This window comes from Bacillus tequilensis KCTC 13622 (genome assembly GCF_000507145.1).
Classification (GTDB): Bacteria; Bacillota; Bacilli; order Bacillales; family Bacillaceae; genus Bacillus; species Bacillus tequilensis.
The window spans coordinates 155131-170759 of the sequence record NZ_AYTO01000008.1; the positions used below are offsets into that span (position 1 = coordinate 155131).

General features: G+C 45.1%; 12 protein-coding genes and 1 riboswitch. Of the genes, 7 read left to right on the forward strand and 5 right to left on the reverse strand.

All coding sequences use genetic code 11. The features are described from left to right. Positions 1–135: 135 nt before the first annotated feature. The 4 genes from helD to V756_RS0104035 all read left to right on the forward strand — a co-directional run bounded on the left by helD (position 136) and on the right by V756_RS0104035 (position 8434). Positions 136–2460, forward strand: a complete 2325-nt coding sequence (gene helD, locus V756_RS0104020) for an RNA polymerase recycling motor HelD (protein ID WP_024713536.1) — start codon at positions 136–138, stop codon at positions 2458–2460. Positions 2461–2630: 170 nt separating this feature from the next. Next, positions 2631–4445 (forward strand): assimilatory sulfite reductase (NADPH) flavoprotein subunit, encoded by a 1815-nt coding sequence (locus tag V756_RS0104025; protein WP_024713537.1) that lies wholly within the window; start codon positions 2631–2633, stop codon positions 4443–4445. A 25-nt stretch (positions 4446–4470) separates the two neighbouring features. Beyond that, a complete protein-coding gene (gene cysI, locus V756_RS0104030) occupies positions 4471–6186 on the forward strand; it encodes an assimilatory sulfite reductase (NADPH) hemoprotein subunit (protein ID WP_024713538.1) in 1716 nt (571 codons plus the stop codon). A 235-nt stretch (positions 6187–6421) separates the two neighbouring features. Next, the gene (locus V756_RS0104035) at positions 6422–8434 is read left to right on the forward strand and encodes a Na+/H+ antiporter (RefSeq protein ID WP_024713539.1); all 2013 of its coding nucleotides are present in this window, start codon (positions 6422–6424) and stop codon (positions 8432–8434) included. A gap of 43 nt (positions 8435–8477) precedes the next feature. On the opposite strand, the gene yvgO is transcribed toward V756_RS0104035, so the two are convergent. Beyond that, on the reverse strand, positions 8478–8963 hold the full coding sequence (gene yvgO, locus V756_RS0104040; protein WP_024713540.1) for a stress response protein YvgO: 486 nt from the start codon (positions 8961–8963) through the stop codon (positions 8478–8480). A 220-nt stretch (positions 8964–9183) separates the two neighbouring features. Here yvgO and pgoN point away from each other — a divergent pair, with 220 nt between their 5' ends. Beyond that, positions 9184–10014: a glyoxal/methylglyoxal reductase gene (pgoN, locus tag V756_RS0104045; protein WP_024713541.1), complete on the forward strand. Its 831-nt coding sequence runs from the start codon at positions 9184–9186 to the stop codon at positions 10012–10014. Between the two features lie 29 nt (positions 10015–10043). On the opposite strand, the gene modB is transcribed toward pgoN, so the two are convergent. Continuing rightward, positions 10044–10733, reverse strand: coding sequence for a molybdate ABC transporter permease subunit (gene modB, locus V756_RS0104050; protein WP_142675245.1), 690 nt, complete (start codon positions 10731–10733; stop codon positions 10044–10046). Further along, positions 10705–11487 carry a molybdate ABC transporter substrate-binding protein gene (modA, locus tag V756_RS0104055; protein ID WP_024713543.1) on the reverse strand — a complete coding sequence of 261 codons (783 nt, stop codon included), beginning with the start codon at positions 11485–11487 and terminating at the stop codon, positions 10705–10707. The genes modB and modA overlap by 29 nt, the downstream gene beginning before the upstream one ends. Positions 11488–11593: 106 nt before the next feature. Here modA and V756_RS0104060 point away from each other — a divergent pair, with 106 nt between their 5' ends. Then, a complete protein-coding gene (locus tag V756_RS0104060) occupies positions 11594–12520 on the forward strand; it encodes a substrate-binding domain-containing protein (protein ID WP_024713544.1) in 927 nt (308 codons plus the stop codon). Between the two features lie 27 nt (positions 12521–12547). Here V756_RS0104060 and V756_RS0104065 read toward each other — a convergent pair whose 3' ends face one another. Together V756_RS0104065 and V756_RS0104070 are read right to left on the reverse strand one after the other, a co-directional pair. Further along, complete coding sequence (locus V756_RS0104065; protein WP_024713545.1) at positions 12548–14401, reverse strand: LTA synthase family protein; 1854 nt, start codon at positions 14399–14401, stop codon at positions 12548–12550. A gap of 97 nt (positions 14402–14498) precedes the next feature. Then, entirely contained in the window at positions 14499–14981 is a 483-nt protein-coding gene (locus V756_RS0104070) for a metal-dependent hydrolase (RefSeq protein ID WP_024713546.1), read from the reverse strand. A gap of 165 nt (positions 14982–15146) precedes the next feature. Here V756_RS0104070 and sspJ point away from each other — a divergent pair, with 165 nt between their 5' ends. Beyond that, entirely contained in the window at positions 15147–15287 is a 141-nt protein-coding gene (sspJ, locus tag V756_RS0104075) for a small acid-soluble spore protein SspJ (RefSeq protein WP_024713547.1), read from the forward strand. Positions 15288–15403: 116 nt separating this feature from the next. Beyond that, a riboswitch (Lysine riboswitch) is annotated at positions 15404–15583 on the forward strand. The last annotated feature ends 46 nt before the right edge of the window (positions 15584–15629 follow it).

Consider the following 15629-nt stretch of genomic DNA (forward strand, 5'->3'; position numbering starts at 1 on the left):
ATCTTGATTGATATTGGGTGAATGTGCTAAGATAAATTGCATTTGCCTATTTTAACATATATTGATTATATGTATCCAATTATATTCTACAGTATTTCGTCTGTGTTTGTCAACTATTTTCTGGAGGTGCCGTTCATGAATCAGCAGGATAAGGAATGGAAGGAAGAGCAGTCAAGAATAGATGAGGTGCTGCACGAGCTCGGTAAAAAAGAGCGGTTTCTGGAAACGTCTGCGGGCGGGTTAAAGCAAGATATTATCGGATTAAGAAAAAGCTTTTGGGAGGATGTTACGGTTAATGTTGATGATGCTCATGAAGCGGTTGAAACGATGGCGAGCATTAAGCAGCAGGCAGAGATGCTGTCTGATCGGGAACGGAATCATCGGCGTATGGATCAGCAGCTCAAACGAATTCATCAATTAAAAGCATCGCCTTATTTCGGACGGATTGATTTTATTGAAAACGGCGACAAGCAGGCAGAGCGAATTTACATTGGTTTAGCTTCTTGTATGGATGAGAAGGAGGAACACTTTCTGATCTATGACTGGAGGGCGCCGATATCAAGTATGTACTATAATTATTCCCCAGGAAAAGCAGAGTACGAAGTGCCCGGTGAAACGATAGAAGGAGAAATGGTGCTGAAACGTCAATTTATCATCAAAAACGGCGCTCTCAAGGCGATGTTTAATACTGATATGACGATCGGCGATGAAATGTTGCAGGAGGTATTAAGCCATCACTCTAATACCCAAATGAAAAACATCGTGTCTACGATTCAGAAAGAACAAAATCAGATTATACGTAATGAAAAAAGCAAATTCCTGATCGTGCAGGGAGCGGCTGGCAGCGGAAAAACATCGGCAGCGCTTCAGCGTGTCGCTTATTTGTTATACAGGCACCGCGGCGTCATTGATGCCGGACAAATCGTTTTATTTTCTCCCAACTTTTTATTTAACAGTTATGTCTCCTCTGTTTTGCCAGAGTTAGGAGAAGAGAACATGGAGCAGGCGACGTTTCAGGAATATATTGAGCTTCGGCTTGGCCGTAAGTTCCAATGTGAAAGCCCCTTTGACCAGCTTGAATACTGCCTGGCTGAAACAAAAGATGACGGTTTTTCAACAAGGCTTGCGGGAATTACATGGAAGGCGGGCTTATCTTTTCAGCAATTCATTGATGAATACGTCACGCGGCTGTCCTCTGGAGGGATGATCTTTAAAAATATCGTTTTCCGCGGACAAAAACTGATCACAAAGGAACAAATTCAATCCTATTTTTACTCACTGGATCAAGGCCAATCTATTCCAAATCGGATGGAGCAAACGGCGAGGCTACTGCTGAATGAGCTGAATAAGCTTGAGAAAAAGGAACGGCGCAAGGATTGGGTTGTCCAAGAAGCTGAGCTGCTCGACAAAGAGGATTACCTGGACGTGTACAAAAAGCTTCAGGATAGGAAACGGTTCAGTGAGAGTACCTTTAACGATTATCAAAGAGAGCAGCAGCTGCTTGCGTCAATCATTGTAAAAAAGGCTTTCACACCGCTCAAACAGGCGGTCAAATTTCTTGCTTTTCTTGATATGAAACAGCTGTATCTGCAATTGTTTTCTGGCTGGGGAGGGAAATTCCAGCATGAGAAGACGGCGGAAATAGGAGAGCAGACCCGATCGGCATTTGCGGAAAATCAATTGCTCTATGAGGATGCGGCGCCGTTTCTTTATATGCAGGATTTGATCGAAGGCAGAAAGAAAAATACGAAGATCAAACATCTTTTTATCGACGAAGCTCAGGACTATTCGCCGTTTCAGATGGCGTACATGAGAAGCATTTTTCCGGCTGCCAGCATGACAGTGCTCGGTGATATCAATCAGTCGATCTATGCCCATGCCATAGATGGCGCAAAGCGTATGGATGCTTCTTTTGAAGGTGAGCCGGCTGAATATGTTCGCTTGAAGAGAACGTACAGATCGACAAGACAGATTGTCGAGTTAACAAAAGCGATGCTTCAGGACGGAGCGGACATTGAACCTTTTAACAGGAACGGGGAAGTCCCTCGCGTTTTTCAAACTGAAGGGCGTGAGGACCTTTGTCAAAAGCTTGTGAAAGAAATTGAGCGGCTCAAGCAGCAGGGGCATGAAACGATAGCTGTCATTTGCAAGACGGCGCGGCAGTGCATACAGGCGCATGCTCACATAAGCGAATATATAGATGTTCGGCTGATCCATAAAGAAAATCAAACATTCCAAAAGGGAGTTTGTGTCATCCCGGTGTATTTAGCAAAGGGTATTGAGTTTGACGCAGTACTTGTCTATGATGTGGCAGAAGAACATTATCAAACAGAGCACGACCGCAGGCTGTTATACACTGCCTGCACCCGTGCGATGCATACGCTGACAATGTTTTATACAGGTAAGGCAAGTCCGTTTGCAGCGGCTGTGCCGCCTCATTTATATCAAAATGCGGATTGAAGAGAAGGGATTCCTTCTCTTTTTTCTATTTAGGTGAAACTTTGCGGTTTTATCATTAGGATTATTAATAGTTATCATCATGTAAATATATTTTACTTAAACCTAGTATTCCGGTAAAGTTCAATTAGATGCAATTTTCGATCAGTTTATAACTTTGTGAGGTGGATACGTTGCAACTTCAGGTAATGAACAGTCCGTTTAATCAGGAGCAGGCAGAGCTCCTTAACCGCCTTCTGCCAACCTTGACCGAATCTCAGAAAATCTGGCTGAGCGGATATTTATCCGCGCAATCAGTTTCCGCCCAAGAAACTGTGGGGGTGACATCGGCTGTGTCTTCAGAAGCAGCGGCACCGTCCGTTTCAAAAGAAGTGACCGTTCTTTACGGTTCACAGACAGGAAACGCGCAGGGTCTTGCAGAGAATGCCGGCAAGCAGCTTGAACAGCGCGGTTTTCAAGTGAATGTCTCATCCATGAGCGATTTTAAACCGAATCAGCTGAAGAAAGTCAACAATCTTTTGATCGTCGTCAGTACGCACGGTGAAGGTGATCCTCCTGATAACGCGCTGTCGTTTCATGAATTTCTTCATGGAAGAAGGGCGCCTAAGCTTGAAGATCTTCGTTTTTCCGTTTTGGCGCTTGGTGACAGCTCATACGAATTTTTCTGCCAGACAGGAAAAGAATTTGATCAGCGCTTAGAAGAACTCGGGGGAACACGGATTTCTCCGCGCGTTGATTGCGATCTCGACTACGATGAACCGGCAGCCGAATGGCTTGAGAGCGTACTTGAGGGTTTAAGTAAAGCGGGGGGCGGCAACGCCGCGCCTGCGCCGGCAGCTGCACCTCAAACCGGTGAGTCTTCCTATTCCAGAACAAACCCGTTTCGGGCTGAAGTGTTAGAAAATCTGAATTTGAACGGCCGCGGATCAAATAAAGAAACACGCCATGTGGAGCTGTCTCTTGAAGGATCTGGCCTGACATACGAGCCTGGTGACAGCCTCGGCGTCTATCCGGAAAACGATCCGGAGCTTGTCGAGCTGCTGCTTAAGGAAATGAATTGGGACCCTGAAGAAATTGTAACGCTTAATAAGCAAGGCGATGTCCGTCCGCTGAAAGAAGCGCTGATTTCTTACTATGAGATTACCGTTCTCACAAAACCGCTTCTTGAACAGGCGGCCCAGCTGACGGGAAGCGCTGAGCTTAGAGAGCTTTTAGCCCCGGGGAACGAGGATCATGTAAAAGCATATATGGAAGGACGCGATGTGCTTGACCTTATTCGTGATTACGGACCATTCAGCGTATCGGCGCAGGAGTTTGTCTCGATTTTGCGAAAAATGCCGGCACGCCTCTATTCGATTGCGAGCAGTTTATCAGCAAATCCGGATGAGGTGCATGTAACGATCGGCGCAGTCCGCTACGATGCGCACGGCCGTGAACGAAAAGGCGTCTGCTCGATTTTATGCGCGGAACGTCTGCAGCCTGGAGATACACTTCCGGTTTATGTTCAGCACAATCAAAACTTTAAGCTTCCGAAAGATCCAGAAACACCGATTATCATGGTCGGCCCAGGGACAGGCGTCGCGCCGTTCCGTTCCTTTATGCAGGAGCGGGAGGAGTCTGGAGCGGAAGGAAAAGCATGGATGTTCTTTGGCGATCAGCACTTTGTCACGGATTTTCTTTACCAGACAGAGTGGCAGAAGTGGCTCAAAGACGGTGTGCTGACAAAAATGGATGTAGCGTTCTCACGTGATACGGAAGAAAAAGTGTATGTGCAGCACCGCATGCTTGAACAGAGCGCAGAATTGTTCGAATGGCTTCAAGACGGTGCGGCTGTATATATTTGCGGTGATGAAAAGCATATGGCGCATGACGTCCACAACACATTGCTTGACATTATAGAGAAGGAAGGCAATATGAGCCGCGAAGAAGCGGAAGCTTATCTTGCCGATATGCAGCAGCAAAAACGCTATCAGCGTGATGTATACTGATTTGACTTGAAAGGAGTTTTTCAACATGGTGACCAAAATCTTAAAAGCACCGGACGGCCCTCCAAGTGATGTTGAACGCATTAAAGAAGAAAGTGATTATTTGCGAGGCACACTGAAAGAAGTCATGCAGGATCGGATCAGTTCCGGAATTCCGGATGATGACAACCGTCTGATGAAACACCACGGCAGTTATTTGCAGGATGACCGCGACCTCCGCAATGAACGCCAAAAGCAAAAGCTTGAACCGGCATATCAGTTCATGCTGCGCGTGCGTATGCCAGGAGGGGTTTCAACGCCTGAGCAATGGCTTGTCATGGATGACCTTTCTCAGAAATATGGGAACGGCACACTAAAATTGACGACACGTGAAACGTTCCAAATGCACGGCATTCTGAAATGGAACATGAAAAAAACCATTCAGACGATCCACTCAGCTCTTTTAGATACGATCGCAGCCTGCGGAGACGTAAACCGCAACGTCATGTGCGCATCAAATCCTTATCAGTCTGAAATTCATTCAGAGGTATACGAGTGGTCTAAAAAATTAAGTGATGATCTGCTGCCGCGGACGAGAGCATATCATGAAATTTGGCTTGATGAGGAAAGAGTGGCCGGCACGCCTGAGGAAGAAGTCGAGCCAATGTACGGACCGCTCTATCTGCCTCGGAAATTTAAAATCGGTATTGCCGTTCCGCCGTCTAATGATATTGACGTCTTTTCACAAGATCTCGGATTCATTGCGATTGTCGAAAATGGCAAACTGATCGGTTTTAACGTGGCCATCGGCGGCGGTATGGGCATGACGCATGGCGACACAGCGACTTACCCGCAATTAGCCAAGGTCATCGGATTCTGCCGGCCTGAGCAAATGTATGACGTTGCTGAAAAAACGATTACGATTCAGCGCGATTACGGAAACCGTTCTGTCCGCAAAAATGCGCGGTTTAAATACACGGTTGACCGCCTCGGTTTAGATACCGTAAAAGAAGAATTGGAAAACCGTCTCGGCTGGAGCCTGGAAGAAGCGAAGCCGTATCATTTCGATCATAACGGCGACCGCTACGGCTGGGTGGAAGGCATTGAGGATAAATGGCATTTCACGCTGTTTGTCGAAGGCGGCCGTATAACGGATTACGATGATTATAAGCTGATGACAGGTTTGCGGGAAATCGCCAAAGTTCATACAGGTGAGTTCCGTCTGACAGCCAATCAGAACTTGATTATCGCGAACGTCTCAAGTGAGAAAAAAGCTGAAATCAGCGCGTTAATCGAGCAATACGGACTAACTGACGGAAAGCATCATTCAGCGCTCCGCCGCAGCTCTATGGCGTGCGTCGCTCTTCCGACCTGCGGATTGGCAATGGCTGAAGCGGAACGTTATTTGCCGACCCTTTTGGATAAGATTGAAGAGATTATTGACGAAAACGGCCTTCGTGAACAGGAAATCACCATTCGCATGACAGGGTGCCCGAACGGGTGTGCACGCCATGCGCTCGGTGAGATCGGATTTATCGGAAAGGCGCCGGGCAAATATAACATGTATCTAGGCGCGGCATTTGATGGAAGCCGTTTAAGCAAAATGTACCGTGAAAACATCGGTGAAGCAGAGATTTTAAGCGAGCTGCGCGTCCTTCTTTCCCGCTATGCGAAAGAACGTGAGGAAGGCGAGCACTTCGGTGACTTTGTCATCCGCGCCGGTATCATGAAAGCAACGACTGATGGCACGAATTTTCATAATTGATACAGTAAGTCGCGAGGCAGGGAATAGCTCCCTGTCTTTTTTTTCTGTAATTTGCTCTGCGGCAAAAAAGTTCACTATGAGCATATCATGAGAAATAATACCCTAAAAAGGGTACTATAAAAGAAGATAAGTATAGCGAATCACATTCGGCATGAAAGGCCATCCCAGCCTCCGCTTCTTTTACACAAGCAGATCCATGGGCACTACAAACACAACAACGAAGGAGGTCATGCATTTGGACATATTTTTAGTTGTTCTCGTTTTATTAACGATTATTGCGATATCCAATATCGTGAACCGTTTTATTCCATTTATTCCGGTGCCTCTGATTCAAGTGGCGCTTGGAATAGTAGCAGCCTCGTTTCCACAGGGGCTTCATTTTGAATTAAACACCGAATTGTTTTTTGTTCTGTTTATCGCGCCTCTTCTATTTAATGATGGAAAGAGGACACCGCGGGCGGAGCTTTGGAATTTAAGAGCCCCGATTTTATTGCTTGCACTCGGTCTTGTATTTGCGACTGTGATTGTTGGAGGCTACACGATTCACTGGATGATTCCTGGTATTCCGCTGGCAGCGGCATTTGGACTTGCGGCCATTCTTTCACCGACTGATGTCGTCGCTGTCAGCGCATTATCAGGAAGAGTGAAAATGCCAAAAGGAATTCTTCGCCTGCTTGAAGGGGAGGGGCTGATGAATGACGCATCAGGTCTGGTGGCCTTTAAATTTGCGATTGCGGCAGCTGTGACCGGTGCATTTTCATTAGCGCATGCGGCCGTCAGCTTTGTCTTTATTTCTCTCGGAGGCTTGCTGTGCGGGGTTGTCATTTCGTTCTTGATTATTCGTTTTCGTCTCTTACTGCGCCGTCTTGGTATGCAGGATGTCACGATGCATATGCTGATTCAAATTCTGACACCGTTCGTGATTTATTTGGGAGCGGAAGAAATTGGCGTTTCGGGCATTTTAGCCGTTGTGGCTGGAGGGATTACCCATGCGGTTGAACAGGATCGTCTGGAATCAACGATGGTCAAACTGCAAATCGTCTCTTCAAGTACGTGGAACATTATTTTATTTATTTTGAATGGTCTGGTTTTCGTAATCCTCGGGACGCAGATTCCGGACGTCATTTCTGTCATTTTTAACGACACCGCCATCAGCAACATGAAGGTGATCGGTTATATCCTAGTCATTACATTTACGTTAATGCTCCTCAGATTTCTGTGGGTGCTGTTCTTCTGGAACGGCAAATGGTTCTTTAATAAGGATCAAAACATCTATAAACCGGGGCTTCGTTCGACGCTGTTAATTTCGATTTCCGGTGTGCGTGGAGCAGTAACGCTTGCGGGTTCTTTCTCTATTCCGTATTTTCTGGAAGACGGCACACCGTTTCCGGAAAGAAATCTGATTCTCTTTTTAGCAGCCGGCGTCATTTTATGCACGCTTGTCATTGCCGCCGTTGTCCTGCCGATTCTGACTGAAAAAGAAGAAGAGGACGAGGAACGAAATAAGAAGCTGCTGACGGCGAGACGTAAATTGATCAAAACAGCTCTCCAAACGATTAAAGAGGATATGAATGAGACAAACAAAACGGCCTCTCTTGCGGTCATAGCTGAATACAATGAAAAAATGAAAAATCTTCGTTTTCAGCAATATACATCGACTAATCGTATCAAAAAACATGAGCGAAAGATTCGTGCGCAAGGGGTTAAGGCTGAGCAAGAGGCACTGATGAAAATGCTGGAGCGGGGAGATATTCCGGAAGAAACGGCAAATGCGCTGCAAGAACGATTTAATGAATTGGAACTTTTGTATGCCAACCCGTTTAAAGTCGGATTATCAAAAACAAGGCTCAAGCGGCTGATGTATTGGATCTTCTTCGGCGAACATAAAAAGCCGGAGATGTCGATTTTAAATGAAGTTGGATTGATACGGGCAACGAGAGTGAAAACGGCGAAAGCAGCGATAGAATACTTGGAAAAACATAAGACGGAAGAACATAAAGAAGTGTTTGTATCTGCCATTTCGTTTTATAGACAGTTAATTTTCAGGCTGGAGCACAGCTATCATGAGCTGAAATCAAACGCCCATTTTGAAAATCAGAAGCTGGAAGTGAAGCTGAAGGCTGTACAGGCGATCAGAAACGAAATTCAAACGCTCTTTGAGGAGCGGGAAATATCCAGGGACATCTCCCATGAGCTTCGCCAATACATTAATGATGTAGAAGCCGCCATGCTTGAAGGCGGCGAATAGATGCAGGAAAAAAGCTGGCGCCAAAACGCCAGCTTTTTTCTTATTAAGGACGATGAAATTCGACGGTGCTGCCATCCCGGTCGAACCAGCCTCTGAAGGCCCAGTTGATCCAGCCGCCATCCCCTTTGTTTGTAAAGGTTCCGTCTTCAAATACCCAAATGCCGTACGTAATGCCGTCATAAACGGCTGAGCCGTAAAATTGCACACCGTTTAAGTGATCCTCATATTCCTGGCTCAAATTAAACACCATGACGTTGTATTTTTGGCCGGACGCGTAGAAGGAAGACTCCATGAGGTTTTTCACAAACCCATCTCGGTTCTGTGCGGATTTAATGGCGTCGGAAATCTGATTGGCGATGCCAAGCACATCAAGGTCTACATTGAGACCGACCTCAGACGCAGATGCTCGGGCTGTTGTGGTCTGCGAGATCTTTGGAGCTGGTTTTTCTTCAGCGGAAGCAAAGGATAAAGGGGCAATGGTCAAAGCGGCACCAAGCGCAAGTGTCATTGGGATACGAATACGTTTCAAGTTGTTTCCTCCTTTGTTTTTTTGGTTACACCCATCGATTACCCTGCTTATTTTCTTCTTAATCTCAATTTTGTTAAAATAGGAAAAAAATAGTACGTCGGTTTGCATGTGCTGTGAAAAAAGCAGCACAAGAGGGCTTTAAGCGTATTATTGGTATCGGCTTGAAGGAGTGTGAGATAATATAAAATGCTTACATTTCAATGAAAGGGTGGATGTTCAAGTGCCAAAAAGTTTAAAAGATACTGTAAAGCTACATAACGGAGTGGAAATGCCTTGGTTCGGCCTTGGTGTTTTTAAAGTAGAAAACGGAAGTGAAGCGACTGAATCAGTGAAAGCGGCGATTAAAAACGGCTATCGCAGCATCGATACAGCGGCTGTCTACCAAAATGAAGAAGGCGTTGGCATCGGGATTAAAGAATCCGGTGTGGCAAGAGAAGAGCTGTTCATTACATCAAAAGTATGGAATGAAGATCAAGGCTATGAAACAACGCTTGCTGCCTTTGAAAAAAGCCTGGAAAGACTTCAGCTTGATTACTTAGATCTCTATTTAATTCACTGGCCTGGCAAGGATAAATATAAAGATACGTGGCGCGCGCTAGAAAAGCTGTATAAAGACGGCAAAATCCGCGCCATCGGTGTCAGCAACTTCCAGGTTCATCATTTGGAAGAGCTGTTGAAGGATGCTGAAATCAAACCGATGGTGAACCAAGTGGAATTTCACCCTCGTCTCACACAAAAAGAAGTAAGAGATTACTGCAAAGCGAACGGCATCCAAATGGAAGCATGGTCTCCGCTTATGCAGGGACAGCTTTTGGATAACGAAGTGATTGCACAGATTGCAGAAAAATACAATAAATCTGTGGCTCAAGTCATCTTGCGTTGGGATCTTCAGCACGAAGTGATCACAATTCCAAAATCCATTAAAGAACACCGCATTATCGAAAACGCTGATATTTTTGATTTCGAATTGTCTCAGGAAGACATGGACAAAATCGACGCGTTAAATAAAGATGAGCGTGTCGGTCCAGATCCGGACGAACTCTTGTTTTAATTAAAAACTCCCCGTACAGGGGAGTTTTTTTAGTGTGTCTTTTTCTGAATAAATAACAGCATCACAAAGGATATGACAACAATACAGACGACCCACGCCCAGGCAAGGGTATTGTTGCCGGAATCCAATGCGACGTAAATAGCCGTCGGCAGCGTTTGCGTAACACCGGGGATGTTCCCTGCAAACATCAGTGTTGCGCCAAATTCTCCGAGCGCCCGCGCGAGGCTGAGGATGCTTCCGGTCAGCAATGAAGGATAGGCGAGCGGGACGGAAATATAGATAAATACCTTCCACCTGTTTGCGCCGTCTACCATGGCCGCGCCCTGTATATCGGGATCAATGTCAGCAAATCCGGTTTTGGCTGATTGATACATAAGCGGAAAAGCCACAACAGCCGAGGCGATCACAGCGGCCCACCAAGTGAAAATGACAGGCTGCTGAAAGAGCCATTCAATCGCTTGTCCGATGAAACTGTGCTTTCCGAATATAACAATCAAGATAAAACCGACAACTGTAGGCGGAAGAACGAGCGGAAGCATAAAAAATGTTTCGAGCACCGTTTTTCCGAAAAATGATGCCTGGGACATCCATGCTCCAGCCAATGTGCCGAGAATAATGACAGCAATACCGGCAACTGCCGCCACCTGAAAGGAAAGCATAACAGGTGTGAAAAACTCTGAAGCGCTTATGCTACTTGGCAGTAAAGCCATATTTCTCAAATACTTTCATTGCTTCATCTGATTGCAGGTAATCGTAAAATTCCTTCGCTTCCTTACGGTGTTTTGTATCTTTTACAATTCCTAACGGATAGACAATCGGGCTGTGTGTATCTGCTTTTGCCTCATCAACGATTTTTACTTTTTTAGAGATCAGAGCATCTGTTTTATAAACAACGCCTGCGTCTACATTGCCGGTTTCAACATACGAAAGAACTTGGCGAACGTCTTTTCCGTAAACGATCTTATCCTTCACTTTGTCCCATAGAGACAGCTTTGTCAGCGATTCTTTCCCGTAGGCCCCCGCCGGTACGGATTCCGGTGTGCCGAGGGCGATTTTTTCTGAATCAGCCAGATTGCTGAAGCCAGTAACAGGCGAATCTTCGTTTTTCGGTACGACAAGCACAATTTCATTGCCGACTAAATCAGTGCTGTCTTTTTTTGCGATATCCCCGTCATCCACCAGCTTTTGAAATTTATCCTCAGCGGCTGAGAAGAACAGATCTGCTCCTGCTCCTTGTGAAATCTGCTTTTGCAAGGCGCCGGATGAGCCATAGTTGTCTTGGATTGTCATGTTTTGATGTTCTTTTTCAAAATTCTTTTGGATTTCCTCAAGCGCATCTTGGGCGCTGGCGGCAGCTGAGATGGTTAACGTTACTTGTTTCTCGCTGTCTGTTGAGGATTGGTTTGCAGAGCAGCCTGCTGCAAGCAGAAAAGCGGTTAAGGCTGCTGTTAACATGGAATACTTTTTAAACATGATTGCACCCCTTATAATTAGTTATAACTAATTATAACTGATTATGTTTGGTTTATGTGGGTTCTTTTGCATTGAAAAGGTATAATGAAATAGGAGAGTGATGATGATGAATGAAACCTCTTCCTATACGATAGAAGAAGTTGCAGGTTTGCTGAAGGTATCAAAGCTGACTGTTTATGATCTGATTAAAAAAGGCGTGCTGCCTGCTTACCGTGTCGGCAGGCAAATGCGTGTGGACGACGAAGATTTAAAGCAATATAAGACGAATATGAGAATGTCTCAGCCTATTGCTGCTGCTGAAGAGCCGAGAAAGCGGCAGGAGGCGGAGACAGACGGTAGATCGAATATCATGATCAGCGGACAGGACATTTCGATGGATCTGCTCAGCAAGCATTTGGAGAATGCCATTCAGGAGACGCCGCTCCGCAAATATAAAGGAAGCTTAAACAGCCTGATTGATATGTTTCAAGGCAGATGCGACATTGTCAGCCTGCATTTGTACGATGCGGAAACGGGCCAATATAATGCACCTTATGTAAAACGGATTTTGTCAGGCGAACCATTTTGTCTCATCAACGCCGTTCTTCGCAAAGCAGGACTGTATGTGCAAAAAGGGAATCCGAAAAACATTCAAGGCTGGGAAGACTTAAAAAGAACTGATATCCGAATCATCAACAGAGAAAAAGGTTCTGGTGCAAGAGTGCTCCTTGATGAACAGCTTGGCTTGCTTGGTGTGAATTCGGCTGATGTAATGGGATACAGCGACATTGTGGCCGATCATTACGCTGTCGCCTCACAAGTCTCAAGCGGACAGGCTGACGCGGGTATTGGAGCGCAGCACGCTGCACATATGGGCAGTGTAGATTTTATCCCGCTCATTGATGAACAATATGATATCGTCGTTTTGAAAAAACATGAACAGCTGCTGAAGGCTGTGAAGGAGATCTTGAACTCCGAGGAATATAAAGCGAATCTGTCTCATTTAAATGGCTATCAAACAAGGCTGACAGGCAAAGTGCTGCTGGAAACGTAAAAAATCCCTCTGGAACGAGGGATTTTTTTATTCAGAAAACCTAAACAGGTCACCGTTTAAAATTTTATCAGAGAGAGACAGTTCTTCGTTTGCTTTCTCCTTAAAAGGAATACACGCATCCTGATCTCTCAGCACTTCGCCTGTTTTTTGGCTGTAGCACGTGTTTTTTGTGTATACATAGTCGTTCGTAATAAAGCTGCCGTTTCTCAGCACGGCGAATGGGGTGCGGTCATTTGACAGCAAATCATTGCCGAATTGAACATCGCCTTTTGTATCAATGCCGAGCAGATGCATCAGTGTCGGCCTGACATCGACCTGTCCTCCGGCATCAGAGATGATTTCCGGCTTTTGATCTGTTATTCCCGGGATATGTATAATCAACGGCACGCGCTGGAGCTGAATGTTGTCATACGGCGTGATTTCTTTTTTTCCTAAAAACTCGGCCATCGCCTCGTTATGGGCTTCTGAAATCCCGTAATGATCTCCCATAAATACAATCATCGAATTGTCGTATAAGCCTTCGTCCTTCAGTTTTTTGATGAAATGCTTCAATGCCTCATCTTCGTAGCGCACCGTGGTCACATAGCGGTTTAACAGGTTGCTGCTTGAATCAAATTCATCTATGAGCTGATCCTTTTCATCAATCTCAAACGGAAAATGATTCGTTAACGTGATGAAACTGCTGTAGAACGGCTGCGGCAGGCTTTTCAGCTTTCCGGCGGCCTGCTCTAAAAATTCCTTATCCTTTAAGCCCCAGTTTGTCGATGTGCCGGGAGTGACATGGAAATCATCAACATCAAAAAAACGGTCAATCCCAAATGTATCGTACATTACATCTCTGTTCCAAAATGTTTTATGGTTGGCGTGAAAGACGGCTGAATAATAATCATGTTGCTTGAGCGATTTGTACATCGTGTGAAATTGATGGTCGCTTTTCGTGAAAAAGACGGCTCCGCTAAGGGAAGGATACAGCGAGTTAGCGACGATGAATTCTGAATCAGATGTTTTGCCTTGTTCAGTTTGCTGATAGAAATGATCAAAGAAATAGCTTTTTTTGATCAGATCGTTCATAAACGGGGTAATTTCTTTTCCGTTTACCTTTTCATTCAGGACAAAGCTTTGGGTCGATTCAAGCGTCACAAAGATGACATTGCGCCCCTTTGCCAGCCCGAATTTGCTTTGGTCAGGCTTGCTGTAATCGGCCTCTGTGTAGTTTTTAACCGCAGTCATGCTGTCTTCATCTGCGAATGCTTTCGCGCTCATATTAACAGTCTGAGAAATCGTATCGTAGAGATGGAACTGAAACAGACCGATGCTTTTGACGAGCATTTCCCTGTCGAAGGAATGTGCCAAAAGCTTCGGCTGCTGTACTTCAGCAAGTGCCAAAGTGCATAAAATCATGCCGCAGGAAACTGCATAATACCGTTTGATCGTGCGGGGGGCGGCTTTTGTCCGCGGGTGTCTCTCTTTTCGGGCAAGCCATAAAAGAAAAAACAAATCCGTAAACAGGGCGATAAACAGAGGATTGAACAGCTCTTTTACACTGCTGCCCATATCGCTCATATTACTGGCCTGAAACAAAACCGGGATGGTGATAAAATCGATATAAAAGCCGTAAAAAATCGTGTTGGAGATCAAGATGACCGTCAGAACCAAATTGGCAATCAGCAAAAAGACCCGCTGCTTGTTTTCTTTCAAAAGCAGGCCGATCCCGAATAAAGGAAGGATAAAGCTGAGCGGATTGATCAGCAGCATCACTTCTTCTAACGGAGAATCGGTCTGCAAATCAAAGCCGAGTTTATAGATCGCATATGTTTTAATCCACATAAATACGATCGAAAAACATAAAAACCGCTGATTATGAAAAAAGGTTCCTTTCATCAATATGACCCCTCACGTTTCTTGATCATCTGCATGAAATGCTTCTTATGTAAACCTACTAAAAACAGCCCGTTCAGACAAGTATTCGCATTCATGTTTAAAACATGCGTGCATGGAACAGCATATAAAAATAATAACATGAAGCGATTGTCAGGCCGGCCAGCACCAGCTGCTCAGAAAAACTGCCTGTCTTCATATATAAGGGGAGCCGTACGCGGATCGTTGAAGGGAACAATAATTTAATGCCGTTCACCGTCCAAGCGTCGAGAATCAAATGGCTCGCCATTCCGATCATCAGCCCGGTGGATATGTTTTGATTTGGAATATATGTTGTTGTGATCAAAAACATAATGAGCAGAAACAGCAGGCTGTGTGTAAAAGTTCGGTGGCCAAAAACAGAGCTGACCACTTTCGATAAAATAGGAAATCTTCTCCCTATTTTGCTTTGCGTATGGCAGATATCGGGTATCAAAGCCCCAACCGCGCCTGACGCAGCCATAAGCACTGGATCAAATCCATAATAATAAGCCGCTGCCGTACAAGAAGCGATGCCTCCCATGATGTGTGTTTTTCCAGTCATTTCACGCTTCTCCTTTTATCTTTTGCAAAAATCTCTGAATTACAAATATATCAAGAGAATGTATGTTTGATCAACAGGACTTTTGATGATAAAAATGTCGTGCATAATTTTTAAAGGAAAAAGGCATCTTAAACATGTACCTATTTTCTAAAAGAGGTGATTCGAATGGGTTTCTTTAATAAAGAAAAAGGAAAACGTTCTGATAAAGAAAAAAACGTAATCCAAGGAGCTCTTGAAGATGCTGGTTCAGCCCTAAAAGATGATCCGCTTCAAGAAGCTGTGCAAAAAAAGAAAAATAATCGATAACCACATGCGGATAGGGCCTTGCTCTATCCGTATTTTCCATCTGTTCCCTTTGACAGATCATTCTTTCTTTGATAACCTTCTGGGAGTAACTGAATATTTAAATCCTCACTCTTTCTCAGTGAGGTAGAGGTTGCGCGGATGATGAGTCACACATGCCAGGCTGACAGGAGCTGTTAAACATGTGTAAAAGGCATCAGCGCCGAAGTGTGGAGAAAGCCGATCCTTCTCTATGCTGGGACTGTATCTGAATAAGTGCAGGACTGCCGCGTGCTTTTTCGCGGAGGGCTATCCGGAGATCAAGGGTGTGTGTTTCTTTAAGCATGGACTTTTGTTCAGGCTTTT

Bases quoted from the DNA above. Each gene is read 5' to 3' on its own strand.
- helD (WP_024713536.1), top strand. From the start codon at position 136: ATGAATCAGCAGGATAAGGAATGGAAGGAAGAGCAGTCAAGAATAGAT.
- cysI (WP_024713538.1), top strand. From the start codon at position 4,471: ATGGTGACCAAAATCTTAAAAGCACCGGACGGCCCTCCAAGTGATGTT.
- modA (WP_024713543.1), bottom strand. From the start codon at position 11,487: ATGTTTAAAAAGTATTCCATGTTAACAGCAGCCTTAACCGCTTTTCTG.
- V756_RS0104060 (WP_024713544.1), top strand. From the start codon at position 11,594: ATGAATGAAACCTCTTCCTATACGATAGAAGAAGTTGCAGGTTTGCTG.
- V756_RS0104065 (WP_024713545.1), bottom strand. From the start codon at position 14,401: ATGAAAGGAACCTTTTTTCATAATCAGCGGTTTTTATGTTTTTCGATC.
- V756_RS0104070 (WP_024713546.1), bottom strand. From the start codon at position 14,981: ATGACTGGAAAAACACACATCATGGGAGGCATCGCTTCTTGTACGGCA.
- sspJ (WP_024713547.1), top strand. From the start codon at position 15,147: ATGGGTTTCTTTAATAAAGAAAAAGGAAAACGTTCTGATAAAGAAAAA.